Source organism: Streptomyces sp. SudanB52_2052 (genome assembly GCF_964272415.1).
GTDB classification, from domain to species: Bacteria; Actinomycetota; Actinomycetes; order Streptomycetales; family Streptomycetaceae; genus Streptomyces; species Streptomyces olindensis.
Genome location: NZ_OZ186796.1, coordinates 6,456,345 through 6,470,127, shown reverse-complemented (window position 1 = coordinate 6,470,127; position 13,783 = coordinate 6,456,345). Strand labels below are relative to the sequence as shown.

At 74.1% G+C, this 13,783-nt stretch carries 13 protein-coding genes; 8 read left to right on the top strand and 5 right to left on the bottom strand.

The genetic code is table 11. From position 1 onward, the window contains the following. The first annotated feature begins 43 nt into the window (after positions 1-43). Positions 44-1,279: a hypothetical protein gene (locus ACSUPV_RS28955; protein WP_037763072.1), complete on the top strand. Its 1,236-nt coding sequence runs from the start codon at positions 44-46 to the stop codon at positions 1,277-1,279. A 97-nt stretch (positions 1,280-1,376) separates the two neighbouring features. After that, on the top strand, positions 1,377-1,541 hold the full coding sequence (locus ACSUPV_RS28950; RefSeq protein ID WP_356519550.1) for a hypothetical protein: 165 nt from the start codon (positions 1,377-1,379) through the stop codon (positions 1,539-1,541). Positions 1,542-1,635: 94 nt separating this feature from the next. Here ACSUPV_RS28950 and ACSUPV_RS28945 read toward each other — a convergent pair whose 3' ends face one another. Genes ACSUPV_RS28945 through ACSUPV_RS28935 form a run of 3 tightly spaced genes read right to left on the bottom strand, consistent with a single transcriptional unit; the run spans position 1,636 to position 4,554 of the window. Beyond that, the gene (locus ACSUPV_RS28945) at positions 1,636-2,577 is read right to left on the bottom strand and encodes a 3-oxoacyl-ACP reductase (RefSeq protein ID WP_031112138.1); all 942 of its coding nucleotides are present in this window, start codon (positions 2,575-2,577) and stop codon (positions 1,636-1,638) included. 11 nt (positions 2,578-2,588) lie between these two features. Then, on the bottom strand, positions 2,589-3,665 hold the full coding sequence (locus ACSUPV_RS28940) for a Zn-dependent alcohol dehydrogenase (protein ID WP_037763069.1): 1,077 nt from the start codon (positions 3,663-3,665) through the stop codon (positions 2,589-2,591). A gap of 31 nt (positions 3,666-3,696) precedes the next feature. Continuing rightward, complete coding sequence (locus ACSUPV_RS28935; RefSeq protein WP_359794591.1) at positions 3,697-4,554, bottom strand: MaoC/PaaZ C-terminal domain-containing protein; 858 nt, start codon at positions 4,552-4,554, stop codon at positions 3,697-3,699. A gap of 312 nt (positions 4,555-4,866) precedes the next feature. Here ACSUPV_RS28935 and ACSUPV_RS28930 point away from each other — a divergent pair, with 312 nt between their 5' ends. The 3 genes from ACSUPV_RS28930 to ACSUPV_RS28920 are packed head-to-tail and all read left to right on the top strand — an operon-like array spanning position 4,867 to position 8,322. Next, positions 4,867-6,459 (top strand): sensor histidine kinase, encoded by a 1,593-nt coding sequence (locus ACSUPV_RS28930; protein WP_436948853.1) that lies wholly within the window; start codon positions 4,867-4,869, stop codon positions 6,457-6,459. A gap of 34 nt (positions 6,460-6,493) precedes the next feature. Beyond that, positions 6,494-7,708 (top strand): hypothetical protein, encoded by a 1,215-nt coding sequence (locus ACSUPV_RS28925; protein WP_436948852.1) that lies wholly within the window; start codon positions 6,494-6,496, stop codon positions 7,706-7,708. Beyond that, positions 7,705-8,322, top strand: a complete 618-nt coding sequence (locus ACSUPV_RS28920; protein ID WP_436948851.1) for a response regulator — start codon at positions 7,705-7,707, stop codon at positions 8,320-8,322. Before ACSUPV_RS28925 ends, ACSUPV_RS28920 begins: the two co-directional genes overlap by 4 nt. Positions 8,323-8,325: 3 nt before the next feature. Here the strand turns inward: ACSUPV_RS28920 and ACSUPV_RS28915 are convergent, their stop codons facing one another. Next, entirely contained in the window at positions 8,326-9,075 is a 750-nt protein-coding gene (locus tag ACSUPV_RS28915) for a class I SAM-dependent methyltransferase (protein ID WP_037763061.1), read from the bottom strand. A 224-nt stretch (positions 9,076-9,299) separates the two neighbouring features. Continuing rightward, complete coding sequence (locus ACSUPV_RS28910; protein ID WP_359788837.1) at positions 9,300-10,727, bottom strand: MFS transporter; 1,428 nt, start codon at positions 10,725-10,727, stop codon at positions 9,300-9,302. Positions 10,728-10,880: 153 nt separating this feature from the next. Here ACSUPV_RS28910 and ACSUPV_RS28905 point away from each other — a divergent pair, with 153 nt between their 5' ends. From ACSUPV_RS28905 to ACSUPV_RS28895, 3 genes are all read left to right on the top strand, one after another. Continuing rightward, a complete protein-coding gene (locus ACSUPV_RS28905) occupies positions 10,881-12,620 on the top strand; it encodes an MFS transporter (protein WP_436948850.1) in 1,740 nt (579 codons plus the stop codon). A gap of 89 nt (positions 12,621-12,709) precedes the next feature. Continuing rightward, the gene (locus ACSUPV_RS28900) at positions 12,710-13,360 is read left to right on the top strand and encodes a class I SAM-dependent methyltransferase (protein WP_436948849.1); all 651 of its coding nucleotides are present in this window, start codon (positions 12,710-12,712) and stop codon (positions 13,358-13,360) included. A gap of 107 nt (positions 13,361-13,467) precedes the next feature. Further along, positions 13,468-13,755 (top strand): hypothetical protein, encoded by a 288-nt coding sequence (locus ACSUPV_RS28895; protein WP_037763057.1) that lies wholly within the window; start codon positions 13,468-13,470, stop codon positions 13,753-13,755. Positions 13,756-13,783 lie beyond the last annotated feature (28 nt).

The following is a 13,783-nucleotide window of genomic DNA, read 5'->3' as shown; positions in this document are numbered from 1 at the left end:
CGTTCGTGCGAAAACTACCTTCGTCACTGGAGGTGACCGAACGATGACAGCCTGTGCGATCGAGCCTTCGGCGGGACACGAGGACGGGGCGGCGCCGGCGGGCTGCACGCTCACCGTGGACGGTGCCTACGCCGCGCGCCTCGCCTCGGCCGGCGACTCCTGGTTCCCGGAGCGCTGGACCCTCGACGGCCCGGAGCCCTACGCGGTGCCGCTGCCCCGCAACCAGCCGGAGGAGCCCGGCACCGAGGTGCAGCCGATGGGGGACGGGCGGGTCCTCATCCACCGGCTGGTGGCCCGGCGGCACGCCTTCTCCCTGCTGTACCCGACCGGGCCCGGCACCGGTGAGCTGCCGCTGGGCGCGGTCGAGTGCCCGGACGACTCCGCCCGGCTGCGGCTGCTGCCGCCGGTGCCCGGCGGCGAGAAGGCGTACGCCCTGGCCGTCGGGCCGCGCTCGACGTCGGTGTGGCTGGTGGCGGGCGGCGCCTTCGGGCCCGAGCGGCTGGCCGAGCTGCCGGGCCGCTGCTCGGGCGGTGTCTGGTTGGACCGTACGGCGCGGCTGCTGGCCCTGGACCGGGAGACCGGCGGTCGCACCAAGGCGGTGGTGGTGGACCTTGAGCGCGGCGGGGAGGTGTCGCCGCTGCTGCAGATCGCCGCCGACAGCGACGACCGGCTGCTGCTCGCCGACCACGACAGCGGGCTGCTCATCGTCCGCTCGGACGCGCCCTCGCCCGGGCGGGCCCGGCTGGGCTGGGGGGTCCTGGGCAGCACGCTGCCGGTGCGGTTCCCGCAGTGCCTGCGGCTGCGGGACTGCTCGGTCACGCCGTTCGCGATCCAGCCGGGGCAGATGCTGACGCCGGAGAGCTGTGCGGTGGCGCTGCGGGTCGACGGGCCGGCGGGCAGCTGGATCGGCGTGTGGCGGCCCGCTGAGCGGCGGGTGCATCATCTCCCGGCGCCGGAGGGGTGGTTGGCGGGCAGCGGCCTGTGGACGGCGGACGGCGTGCTGCGCCTGCCGTTCGTGACGCGGGACGTGCCGTGCGGGGTGGCCCAGGTCAGTCCGCCCGCGGCCGTGCCGCCGGAGCCGGAGCCGGAGCCCGGCGCACAGCCTGAGGAGACGGCTCCCCCGGAGCTCCCGCCGGAACCGGCGCCCCTGGATCCGGAACACCGCGGGCACCTGCCGCAGCCCTCCTCATCCGCCGGTCCCGGGCCGTCCCCGGCCCCCTCGGCGCAGCGCCCGGTGCCGTTGCAGCAGGCGCCGTTGGGACGCCCTGTAACGAACTAGTGCCGGTTGGCGTGGCCGCCTGGATCCGGGGTGCGGGGTGCCGGTTAGACTCACCCGGCTGTAAAAAAGATCATGTTGACGGGGTGAATTCCATCCGATGAGCGACGCCAGCACGAACCAGCCGCGCAATGACGTCCAGGAGATCTCCGCCGGCCACGGCCGGCACCGTGGCGAGGTCTCCACGCAAGACAGCGAGACGGCTCCGCGCGGACGCCACCGCAAGCCGGTGGCGGAGACCGAGCAAGCCGTGACTGCGGCCTGACGGCACGCCAGTCACCGACGCGCGAACGGCCCCTCCCGCCGCACGGCGGGAGGGGCCGTTCCCTGTCACGGCGGGAGGGGCCGTTCCCTGTCCCTCACCCGCGTTTCAGCCCCAGCACCTCCGCCGCCGCGAACGTCTCCCCCGTCGGCCGGTCCGCGTAGTACGGCCCGAGGGCCGCGTCCAGCTCGTCGTAGGTGAAGGTGTCCTGTTCGCTGTCGAACTTGGCGGCGACGCGCGGCCGTTCGACGACGGCCACCATGCCGCCGTGCACCACGAGGAGCTGCCCGGTCACCCGGGCCGCGGCGGGCGAGGCCAGATAGCCGACCAGCGGGGCGACGTGCTCGGGGGCGAGCGGGTCGAGGCCGCCTGTGGAGGGCTGCTCGACGCCCGCGAAGACGTCCTCGGTCATCCGGGTGCGGGCGCGGGGGCAGATGGCGTTGGCCGTGACGCCGTACTTGCCGAGGGCGAGGGCGGTGGAGGTGGTGAGGCCGACGATCCCGCCCTTGGCGGCGGCGTAGTTGGGCTGTCCGGCCGAACCGGCGAGGAACGCCTCCGAGGAGGTGTTGATGATCCGCCCGTACACCGGTTCCCCGGCCCGCTTGGACCGCTCCCGCCAGTGGGCGGCGGCGAACCGGGTGGTGTTGAAGTGCCCCTTGAGATGCACGCGGAGCACGGCGTCCCACTCCTCCTCGGCCATCGAGAACACCATGCGGTCGCGCAGGATGCCCGCGTTGTTGACGAGGACGTCGAGCCTGCCGAACTCGGTGACGGCCAGCTCGACGAGTTCACGCGCCTGCTGGAAGTCGGAGACGTCGCCGGTGTGCGCGAGGGCGGTACCGCCCGAGTCCCGGATCTCGGCGGCGACCTGATCGGCCGGGCCGGCGGAGGTCTCGCCCGTGCCGTCCCGGCCCGGCCGCCCGTAGTCGTTGACGACCACGGCGGCGCCGAGCCGGGCGAGTTCCAGCGCCTCGGCCCGGCCGATCCCGCGGCCCGCGCCCGTGACGATCGCGGACAGTCCCTGGAGCGGCAACGGCATGGCGTGGGTCCTCACATCTCGATGCAGGTGCGCAGGGCGGTCCCGGTCCGCATCTGGTCCAGGGCCTCGTTGACCTCGGTGAACGGGACCCGGTGGGTGATCAGGCCCGCCAGGTCGACGCGGCCCGCGCGCCACAGGGCGATGGTGCGTTCGTAGGAGCGCAGGACGTCACCGCCGCCGTACATGGACGGCAGGATCCGCTTCTCGTCGAAGAACAGCTCGAACATGTTGAGCTGGAGGAAGTCGTCCATGGCCCCGGCGCCGACCACGACGAGGGTGCCGCCGCGCCGGGTGGTGTCGTAGGCGGTGCGTGCCGTGGCCGACCTGCCGACGACCTCGAAGACGTGGTCGAAGCCCTCGCCGCCGGTGATCTGCTGTTTGGCGTCGGGCAGTTCGTCGGGGGAGACGGCCCGGGTGGCGCCGAAGCGGAGGGCCGCCTCCCGGCGCGAGACCACCGGGTCCACGGCGACGATCTCGGCGGCGCCGCGGAGTCGGGCGCCCTGGATCACGGAGATGCCGACGCCGCCGCAGCCGATGACCGCCACCGACGAACCGGCTTCCAGGTCGGCCGTGTTGAGCGCGGCACCCAGTCCGGTCGTCACGCCGCAGCCGATGAGGGCGGCGATGTCGAAGGGCACGTCGTCGGGTATGGGCACCGCGCAGCCGGCGTCGACGACGACCTCCTCGGCGAAGGTGCCGGTGCCGGCGAAACCGAAGACGTCACCGCCGGGGCGCTTGAAGTTGGGGGTGCCCGCGTTCATGAACCCGGCGAGGCACAGCTCGGTCTGGCCGCGCCGGCAGGCGGGGCAGGCGCCGCAGGCGGGCAGCCAGCAGACGATGACCCGGTCGCCGGCCTTCAGGTGGCCCACGCCCTCGCCGACCTCCAGGATCTCTCCCGCCCCCTCGTGCCCGGGCACGAACGGCGCGGGCTGCGGCAGCACCCCGCTCATCGCGGAGAGGTCCGAGTGGCACAGCCCCGTGGCGCGCACCCGGATGCGCACCCTGCCGGGTCCGAACCCCACCGCCTCGACGTCGTCGAGGACCTCCAGTTTGTCCTGGCCGATCTCGTGCAGTACGGCTGCGCGCATGGTGCGGCTCCCCTCGTACGGCGTGCGGGACTCAGGTGTGTCGGACGACGGTGTCGGCGAGGACGGGCGTGTCCTGCCGCTCCACGGCGCTCACGGCCACCCGGACCTCGCCGTCGAGCCGCCACATGCGCACGCGCAGCGTCTCCCCCGGGTACACCACCCCGGCGAACCGCGTGGCGTACGAGCGCACCCGGGTCACGTCCCCGCCGAGCAGCGTGTCGACGACCGCCTTGAGGGTCATGCCGTAGGTGCACAGGCCGTGCAGGATGGGCCGTTCGAAGCCGGCGAGCTTGGCGAACTCCGGGTCGGCGTGCAGCGGGTTCCAGTCGCCGGAGAGGCGGTAGAGCAGGGCCTGGTTTTCGCGGACGGGCCGCTCGACGGTCCGGTCCGGGTCGCCGGCGGGCGGGTCGAGCCGGCCGGACGGCCCCCGGTCGCCGCCCCAGCCGCCCTCTCCCCGCACGTAGATCTGCGCGTCGCTGGTCCACAGCGGCCCGTCGGCGTCGGCCACGTCGGTGCGCATGACGAGGACGGCCGCCTTGCCCTTGTCGTACACGGCGGCGATGCGCCCGGTGGCGGTGGCGCGGCCCTCGGCCGGGAGGGGGCGGTGGATCTCGAGGCTCTGTCCGCCGTGCAGGACCCGGGCGAGGTCGACGTCGATGCCGGGCATGGACAGCCCGCCGGTCACCCCGGGCTTCCCGGCGCCCGCGACGGTGGCGAAGCTCGGCAGGACGTGCAGCCGGGACTCCAGGGTGTAGCGCAGCTCGTCGGGGTCGGTGGCGGGAGTTCCGGCGCCGATGCCGAGGTGGTAGAGCTGCACGTCCTTGTGGTCCCAGGAGATCTCGCCGGTCCGGGGTTCGGCGGCGAGCGCCTTGGCTGCGTCGATGGGCATGGGGCTCCTGATCGCCGTGAGGGAAGACCTCGGTACGGTCGTCCGCACCGTCGGCCGCACCGAGGCCCGTCTGGGACCGAACTGGAACGCGTTCCAGTCCCGCGCCCTCTGTATAGCCCAGCCCCCCGCAGTTGTGAAGGCTCCTGACGACACGTCAGATCGATCGGGCGATGACATGTGTCCTGCCGGATTCCGTACAAGCGCCTCTGCCGGACGGCCCCGGCCGGTCCGTAGCGTCGCTGCCATGAACTGGTTCGTACGCTGTGCTGTCGTACCGCCGCGGCGCGGCGAACCTCTGATCGGAGGCGGGACATGTCCTGGAGACACGAGGTCCGGTGCCGCGTCGAGGCGATACGGTCGGCCGCCCGGGGCCGGCTGGCGGGTGAGCACCCCGGCCCGCCGCCCAGCGGCGTCACCCTGCTGCCGTGGCTGCTGCTGGGGTTGGGCGCGTGCTCCAACCTCGTCCAGGGCCGCACGCCGAACCCGTGGATCGGCGGCCTGGGCCTGCTGGCGTTCAACTCGCTGTACATCTACGTGGCGGTGCGCTCGTTCCACAAGGACAAGCGCGAGGCCCGCTCCACCCGGGTGGCACTCGCTCTGCTGACGGCCGTGACGTGCTCGCTCGCCGCCGGCTACGGCGACAACTGGCTGCTGTTCTTCCCCCTGCTGGGGCTCGCGACGGGAGCGGCCCTGCACCTGCCCCACCTGCGGCCCGCCGGTACGGCGGTGGCGGTGCTGGCGGGTGCGGTGGCCTGCTTCCACGACGGCTGGGGCGGCCTCGACATCGCGTACGCCACGTGGATCTCGACGATGGTGACGGCCGCGATCATGCGCCTCTCCGAGGCGGTGCGCGAGTTGCGCGCCGCGCGGGAGGCGCTGGCCCGCCGGGCGGTCGAGAAGGAACGGCTGCGGTTCTCCCGCGACCTGCACGATCTGCTCGGTCACACGATGTCGGTGATCGTCGTGAAGTCGGAGGCGGCCCGCCGGCTGGCCGCCCGCGACCTGGACGGCGCGCTCGCCCAGATCACGGACATCGAGGCCGTGGGCCGCCAGGCCCTGACGGAGATCCGGGAGGCGGTGACCGGCTACCGGCAGGGCAGCCTCGCCGCCGAACTCGACCGGGCGCGCTCGGTGCTGACGGCGGCGGGCATCACGCTCGTGGTCAGCCGCTGCGACCCCCCGCCCGGGCCGCAGAGCGAGGCGCTGCTGGGGTGGGTGGTGCGGGAGGCGGTCACCAACGTGGTCCGGCACAGCGGAGCGCAGCGCTGCGAGATCACGCTGTCGGGCGCCGGGGAGCGGGTGCGGCTGACGGTGGCCGACGACGGGGGCGGGGCGGTCGCCGGGGCCGGGGCGGTCGCCGGAGGCGGGGCGGTCGCCGGAGGCGGGGCGGTCGCCGGAGGCGGGGCGCTCGTCGGAGGCGGAGCGGTCGCCGGAGGCGGGGCGGTCGCCGGAGGCGGGGCGCTCGTCGGAGGCGGGGCGCTCGCCGGAGGCGGGGCGCTCGTCGGAGGCGGGGCGCTCGCCGGAGGCGGGGCGGTCGCCGGAGGCGGGGCGGTCGCCGGAGGGGGAGCGGGTGTCGGAGGCGGGGCGGTCGCCGGAGGGGGAGCGGGTGTCGGAGGCGGGGCGGTCGCCGGAGGGGGAGCGGGTGTCGGAGGCGGGGCCGGGGCGGTCGCCGGTGGTACGGGGCTGACCGGCCTGACGGAGCGCCTCGCGGCGGCGGGCGGCTCGCTGACGGCGGGCCCGCGGGCCGGGCGCGGTTTCGCGGTGACGGCCGAACTCCCCCTGGACGCGGCCGATGACCGGCCGGAGGGGGTGGAACGTCCGCACGACGGCACCGGCGTGTACGTTGGCCGACGGTCCGCGTCACCCGTCGGCGGCGCCGACACCGGTCAGGGCGAGCGGCCCTAGGCGAAGCCGACGACCGCTAGGGGAAATGGAGCACATGGCACGCGTCGCCGTCATCACCGCGCCGAACATCGGGTACCGCAACACCGGCATGCTCACCGTCGACTTGGCGTTCGAGTCCCTGCGGCGGCGTACGGGCGGCGGGCTCGACGCCACCTGGTACACGCTGCACACGCCGGAGACCGTGCCCCTGCGGGCGTGCGCGCGCGGCACCGACCTCCCGTTCCGGTTCCTGCCGCTGACCGAGCACCTCGACGACCTCCGCGACCACGACGCGGTCGTCTTCTGGGGCGACTTCCTGCACACCCGGCACTACCTGGAGCAGGACGCGACGAACCGCCTGCTCGACTTCGGCTTCGCCGCCGACCGGGACGCCGCCCGGGCCCTGCTGCACCGGACCATGCTGCTGGCGGACCAGCCGGACGACCTCCTCGCCCGGACCCTCAGCTACGGCGGGACCATCCTGCACAACACGCAGTCCGACTACGAGGACAAGGAGTACGGGCCGCTGTTCACCCGCCTGGTGACGCGCGGGCACCGGATCTGGGTGCGGGACCCGCTCTCGGCGGCCAAGATCGCCCACCTCCGCAAGGACCGTACGACCGACCACTTCGGCTCCGACGCGGCCCTGCTCTCCCGCCCGGGCGACCTCGACCACCTCCCGACCACACCGTGGTCCCGGTCGGTCCCCGAGGGCGGTGCGATCGGCGTGTTCCTCGGTGCCCGCACGCCGATCCCCGGCTGGCTGCCGGCCTTCTGCCAGGGCCTGTCCGACCGTCTAGGCGCCCCGCTGGAGTGGCTGCCCTGGTTCGACCGGGACGTCCCGGCCGCGGTCGGCCACATCCCGCAGCGCCCGGGGGAGCACACGATCGGCGACCTGGTGGGGGTCCTCCCCCGCTACCGGCTCGTCATCACCGACACCTACCACCTGGCGGTCAACGCGTGGGGCGCCGGCACCCCGGCGGTGTGCGTCGGCGCGCCCGAGCCGACGCCGAAGACGCACGACGACTACCTGACGCTGAGCGATGTGAAGAAGCACGTCTTCCACATGGCCTACGACGCGACGGACTTCTACCTGTCCACCCGGGAGGGGCACGGCCAGGACATCGACCGGCTCGCGCGGCTCGTGGAGGGCGGCGGGGCCGACGCCGTCGCCGCGCGCATCCAGGAGCACGCCGACCACTCGGCGACGGCCTTCACCGAGACGCTGGCCTCGCTGCTCGGTATCCCCCGACCTGGCCTGGCCCCGTGACCGACAGACCCGTGCGGGTGCTGCTCGCCGAGGACCAGGGCATGATGCGCGGTGCGCTCGCGCTGCTGCTCGGCATGGAGGACGACATCGAGGTCGTCGCCCAGGTGGCGGCCGGGGACGCCATCCTGGACGCGGCGCTCGCCCACCGCCCGAACGTCGCCCTGCTCGACATCGAACTCCCGGGCCGCAGCGGCCTGGACGCCGCCGTCGAGCTGCGCGCCCGGCTGCCCGAGTGCCGGGTGCTGATCCTCACGACGTTCGGCCGCCCCGGCTACCTGCGCCGGGCGATGGAGGCGGGGGCCACCGGCTTCCTGGTGAAGGACGGGCCCGTCGAGGAGCTCGCCGCCGCCATCCGCCGCGTCCTGGCCGGCGAGACCGTCGTCGACCCCGCCCTGGCCGCCGCCGCGCTCAGCGCCGGCCCCAGTCCCCTCACCGCCCGCGAGAGCGACGCCCTCAAGGCGTCAGCGGACGGGGCGACCGTCGCCGACATCGCCGCCCGGCTCCACCTCTCGGAGTCCACGGTCCGCAACTACCTCTCCGCCGCCATCGGCAAGACCGGCACCCGCAACCGCATGGAGGCCCTCCGCGAGGCCCGCCGCCAGGGCTGGCTGTGAGCCCTACGGGTTCTCCCCCCGCCGGAACGACGCCGCCCACAGGAAGGGCTCGCCGAAGCACTCCGACTCCTCCGGCTCGTCCCGCATCCGCCGCAGTTCCACCTCGGTCAGCCCGGAGAAGATCTCCCGCAGCGCCTCGGGCGTGTAGGCCAGCCCGCCGCGCAGCCCCGCCCCCTCGCGGTAGAAGTCGGCGTCGGACAGCTCCGACCCCATCCCGCCGTCCCCGGCCGCGAAACACGTCAGGCCGAACAGGCCCCCGGGGGCCAGCAGTCGCTCCAGCATCGCCAGGTAGCTGACCCGCCGGTGCGGCGGCAGGTGGTGGAAGCAGCCGGAGTCGTACACGAGGTCGTACGGCCCGGTGAGGTCCGTGCCGGCGAGCGCGAAGGCGTCCCCGCAGTGGAACCGCACGCCCTTCACCCCCGTTTCCCGGGCCCGGTCCCGGGCCCAGGCGACGGCCGTCGAAGACAGGTCGACCGCGTCGACCTCGAAGCCGCGCGCCGCCAGGTACAGCGCGTTGCGGCCCGGGCCGCACCCCAGGTCGAGCGCACGCCGCCCGCCGGCCGGCCCGCTCTCCACCAGACGCACCAGGTTCTCGTCCGGCTTCGCCACGAAGAACGGCACCGGCCGGGAGCGGTCGGCGTAGAAGGCGTCCCACCATCCGGCTCCCCGCTGCGACCACCGGTCGGCCTCGGGTGCGAACAGCCCGTCGAGCAGGGCGAGTACGTCGTCGACAGTGCGTATGTTCCGGTCCATCCGGCCCCCTTCCGCGACCGCCAACGGTAGGCCCAGAAGGGTCGAAAGGCCAGGTCAGAAGGGGTGCTCCGGCATGGACGGGAGGCGCCTGACGGCCCGCCGCGCAGCGGAGGCGCCACCGGCCCCGGGACCACACCGCCCCCGCGCCGAAATGCCCCTGGCACGCCGTCCAGAGGCCGTTACGGGGCTGTTCCGGGTCACGCGACAGGCGCTCTTTTCCCGGGTCAGGGGTCCTGCCGCTCCCCCGCCTTCCGGGGCAGCCAGACCCACATCAGCAGCGCCCCCGCCACCAGCACCCCGGTGCCCACCCGGAACGCCGACGCGTAGCCCTCCGTCAGCGCCTGCGGCGTCGTGCTCCCCGCCGACCGGGCCGCCGCCAGGGTGGACAGGACCGCCAGGCCCAGGGAACCGCCCATCGTGCGGGAGGTGTTGACGAGGCCGGACACCAGCCCGGCCTCTGCCGGGGGTGCGCCGGACGTGGCGAGGGAGGCGAGCGGTGTCGCCGCGAGGCCCGCGCCGAGCATCATCAGGATGCCGGGGAACAGGATGGCCGTCGCGTAGGAGCCGTCCGCGGTCATCGTCGACTGCCAGGCGAAGCCCGCCACGGCGACCAGCGTCCCCAGCACCGCCACGGTGCGCGGTCCGGCCCCCCGCATGAGCCGGGGCGCGAGCTTGGAGCCGATGATGACGGCGAGGGAGCTCGGGGCCAGGGCGAGGCCGGCCTCCCACGGGGTGTAGCCGAGGACGTTCTGCGCGTAGAGGGTCATGAAGAACCACATGCAGAACATCGCGGAGCCGCACAGGAACATCGCCACGTTCGCCGAGGAGACCGCGCGCAGGCGCAGCAGCCCGAGCGGCATCAGCGGGCTCGCCGCGCGGGCCTCCACCGCGAGGAACAGCCCGATCAGCAGCAGACCGGCGAGCAGCGGCAGCAGCGCGGCCGGTGCCGTCCAACCCGCCGCCTCCGTCCGGGAGATGCCGTAGGCCAGCGCGCCGAGCCCGGCCGTGACGAGCAGCGCGCCGGGCAGGTCGAGCCGCCGCCCGTCCCTCTCCCGGCCCTCGGCGAGGAACCGGGCGGCCGCGCACAGCACCACGGCACCCACGGGCACGTTGATCAGCAGCACCCACCGCCAGGACAGCGTCTCCACCAGCAGCCCGCCGACCAGCCCGCCCGCCGCGCCGCCGCCGGCCCCGACCGCCGTCCAGGTCCCTATGGCCCGGGCCCGCGCCGCGCCCTCGGGCACGGAGGCAGTGAGGATCGTCAGCGTCGAGGGCGCCAGCACGGCCGCGCCGAGCCCCTGCACGGCCCGTGCGAGGAGCAGTTGCCACTCGGCCCGGGCCAGCCCGCCGGCCAGCGAGGCCAGCGTGAACAGGCCGAGCCCGACGAGGAACATCCGCTTGCGGCCGTAGAGGTCCCCGGCGCGCCCGCCGAGCAGCATGAACCCGGCGAAGGCGATCGCGTAGGCGTTCACCACCCACTGCAGGCCCTGCTCGCTCAGGTCGAGCCCGGTGCGCATCGACGGCAGTGCCACGTTGACGACGGAGACGTCCAGGACGACGAGGAACTGCCCGGCGCAGGTGAGCGCGACGACGAGCCAGGTGGGGGGTGAGGTGCGGCGGGGCGTACGGGTCATCTCGGGGGCTTCGACCATGGATGTCATGCTCTCAACCGCTCCGCGCTGTCCCAAGAGAAGGTCAAGATTTCGTTAGAGTGCCAAAGCAACGGAATAGTTGCCTGCGCATACAAGGTTCACACTCCACGTACCCATGCACGCCCGAACCCCCCGGCTCGGAGGCCCCACTCCATGACGCAGACGACGACAGACCGTCCCGCCGGCAGAGCGAGCGGGGCCGTGGTCCCGGTGCTCGCCTTCGCGGGCATCGTTGTCGCGGTGATGCAGACCCTGCTCGTCCCGGTCATCAAGGATCTGCCGCAACTGCTGGACACCGCCCCCAGCAACGCCACCTGGGTCCTCACCTCGACCCTCCTCTCGGGTGCGGTGGCCACCCCGATCATGGGCCGCCTCGGCGACCTCTACGGCAAGCGCCGCATGCTGATCCTGAGCCTGTCGGTGATGGTGGTGGGCGCACTCGTCAGCGCGCTCACCAGCGATCTGCTGCTCATGATCACCGGCCGTACGCTCCAGGGCTTCGCGATGGGCGCGATCCCGCTCGGCATCGGCCTGATGCGCGACATGCTGCCCCGCGAGAAGCTCGGCTCTGCGATGGCCCTGATGAGCTCCTCCATAGGCGTCGGCGGCGGCCTCGCCCTGCCCGCCGCCGCGCTGGTCGCCCAGCACAGCGACTGGCACGCCCTCTTCTACGGCGCCGCCGGCCTCGGCGCGCTCGCGATCGTCCTCACCCTCCTCGTCGTGCCGGAGTCCCCGATGCGCGCCGAGGGCTCCTTCGACCTGCCCGGCGCGCTCGGCCTCTCCGCCGGCCTCGTGCTGTTCCTGCTGCCGATCACCAAGGGCAGCGACTGGGGCTGGGCGTCCGGCATCACGCTCGGCCTGTTCGCCGCGTCGGCGGTCGTGCTCGTGCTGTGGGGCGTGATGGAACTGCGCGTCAAGGCCCCGCTGGTCGACCTGCGCACCACGGCCCGTCCGGCCGTGCTCTTCACCAACCTCGCCTCGATCATGGTCGGCGTCTCCTTCTACGTCGTCTCCCTGGTCCTGCCCCAGCTGCTCCAGCTGCCGACGTCCACCGGCTACGGCCTCGGCCAGTCGATGGTCGTCGCGGGCCTGCTCGTGGCGCCGCTCGGCCTGACGATGATGTTCACGGCGCCCGTCTACGCCCGCCTGTCCGCGAAGTACGGCCCCAAGGTCACCCTGATCCTCGGCCTGCTGATCATCGCGATCGGCTACGGCGCCGGCCTCGGCCTGATGAGCGCCGCCTGGCAGAGCCTGGTCATCTCGGTCCTGCTGGGCGCGGGCATCGGCCTCGCCTACTCCTCGCTGCCCGCGCTGATCGTCGGCGCGGTCCCGGCGTCGGAGACCGGCGCCGCCAACGGCCTCAACACGCTGATGCGGTCCATCGGCACGTCGGTGTCGAGCGCGGTCATCGGCATGGTGCTGGCCAACACCGCGCACACCGTCGGCGGCGTCGAGATCCCGACCATGCACGGCTTCCGCGTCTCCTTCCTGATCGCGACGGCGGCGGTGGCCGTGGGTCTGGTGCTGGCACTGTTCCTGCCGGGCCGGCGGCCCTCGGAGAAGCCGCAGTTGCGCGCCGGCAGCGAGGAGGACGCGGCGCTGGGGTGCGCCGAGCAGGTCCTGCGCGGCTTCCGGGGCCGCGTACTGGCCGCCGACGGCGCCCCGGTCGCCCGGGCCAGGGTCACCCTGATCGACCGCCGGGGCCGCCAGGCCGGAGCGACGCTCTCCGCCGAGGACGGCGGCTACGCGCTCACCGTCCCCGCCCAGGGCTCCTACGTCGTGGCGGTCCGGGCGTCGGGCCACGAACCGCTCGCCTCGTCCGCGACCCACGCGGGCGACGACCGGCCCGTCGACCTGGACCTGTCACTGCCGGGCGAAACGGTCTCCGCCTGACCCCCTCCTCACCCGTACCCCCTGTCGTCCCCCGGCAGGGGGTACGGCACGATGGGCGCCCGGACCGTCGTACGACCGAGAGGAACCCCATGCCCGCGGCCCCGAAGCCCGAGATCCTGGCCGCGTTCGAGGCCGCGAAGGGGTTCATGCCCGTGGCCGAGGGGCTCGCCCTGTACGCGGCGGCGGTGGAGGCCGGCCGGCTGGGGCTGCCCCTGCTGGAGGTCGGCACGTACTGCGGCCGGTCCACGATCCTGCTCGCCGACGCCGCCCAGGAGGCCGGGGTCAGCGCCCTCACCGTCGACCACCACCGCGGCAGCGAGGAGCAGCAGCCCGGCTGGGAGTACCACGACCCGGAGACGGTCGACCCCGAGCTCGGCCTGATGGACACGCTGCCCACGTTCCGCCGCACCCTGCACCGGGCCGGGCTGGAGGAGCACGTGGTGGCCCTGGTCGGCCGCTCCCCGCAGATCGCCGCGTTCTGGCGCACACCGCTCGGCTTCGTCTTCATCGACGGCGGCCACACCGACGAGCACGCCACCGCCGACTACGAGGGCTGGGCCCCGCACGTCGCCGAGGGCGGCCTGCTCGTCATCCACGACGTCTTCCCCGACCCGCAGGACGAGTTCACCGGCCAGGCCCCCTACCGCGTCTACCTCCGGGCCCTCGCCTCCGGCGCGTTCACGGAGGTCTCCGCGCAGGACTCCCTGCGGGTCCTGCGGCGCACCGGGCCGGGTGTCTAGGGGAACGGCTGGGCGGGTGAACCGCACCCTCCGCACCCCTTCCCGGTCGGCCCACGGGCGGCGTGGCGCGTCGGCGGGTGACCGCCGCTGCCCAAGGATCCGGGCGCGTGGCACACACCTTCGCAGAGCTCGTCGAGAAGCAGCGCGCGGCGGACGAGGCGTACGCCCGCGTGCGTGAGCTGCAGGACGCGTACGGCCCGCCCACCCAGACCAAGTGGAGCGACCAGCAGACCACCACCTGGGAGACCGCCTGGCGCGCCTGGCGCGACCTCGCCCGGGACGTCCAGGCGGCGGTCACCGCGTACGCGAAGCAGGAGGAGACGCCCCGCCAGGAGATCGAGGCGCGGGTGAAGGAGGCCGTACGGCACGGGGGCGACGACGGCAACGCCGGGTAGCCGCGGTAGCCGCCACCGGTCGGGACGT

Bases quoted from the DNA above. Each gene is read 5' to 3' on its own strand.
- ACSUPV_RS28955 (WP_037763072.1), top strand. From the start codon at position 44: ATGACAGCCTGTGCGATCGAGCCTTCGGCGGGACACGAGGACGGGGCG.
- ACSUPV_RS28950 (WP_356519550.1), top strand. From the start codon at position 1,377: ATGAGCGACGCCAGCACGAACCAGCCGCGCAATGACGTCCAGGAGATC.
- ACSUPV_RS28945 (WP_031112138.1), bottom strand. From the start codon at position 2,577: ATGCCGTTGCCGCTCCAGGGACTGTCCGCGATCGTCACGGGCGCGGGC.
- ACSUPV_RS28940 (WP_037763069.1), bottom strand. From the start codon at position 3,665: ATGCGCGCAGCCGTACTGCACGAGATCGGCCAGGACAAACTGGAGGTC.
- ACSUPV_RS28935 (WP_359794591.1), bottom strand. From the start codon at position 4,554: ATGCCCATCGACGCAGCCAAGGCGCTCGCCGCCGAACCCCGGACCGGC.
- ACSUPV_RS28930 (WP_436948853.1), top strand. From the start codon at position 4,867: ATGTCCTGGAGACACGAGGTCCGGTGCCGCGTCGAGGCGATACGGTCG.
- ACSUPV_RS28925 (WP_436948852.1), top strand. From the start codon at position 6,494: ATGGCACGCGTCGCCGTCATCACCGCGCCGAACATCGGGTACCGCAAC.
- ACSUPV_RS28915 (WP_037763061.1), bottom strand. From the start codon at position 9,075: ATGGACCGGAACATACGCACTGTCGACGACGTACTCGCCCTGCTCGAC.
- ACSUPV_RS28910 (WP_359788837.1), bottom strand. From the start codon at position 10,727: ATGGTCGAAGCCCCCGAGATGACCCGTACGCCCCGCCGCACCTCACCC.
- ACSUPV_RS28905 (WP_436948850.1), top strand. From the start codon at position 10,881: ATGACGCAGACGACGACAGACCGTCCCGCCGGCAGAGCGAGCGGGGCC.
- ACSUPV_RS28900 (WP_436948849.1), top strand. From the start codon at position 12,710: ATGCCCGCGGCCCCGAAGCCCGAGATCCTGGCCGCGTTCGAGGCCGCG.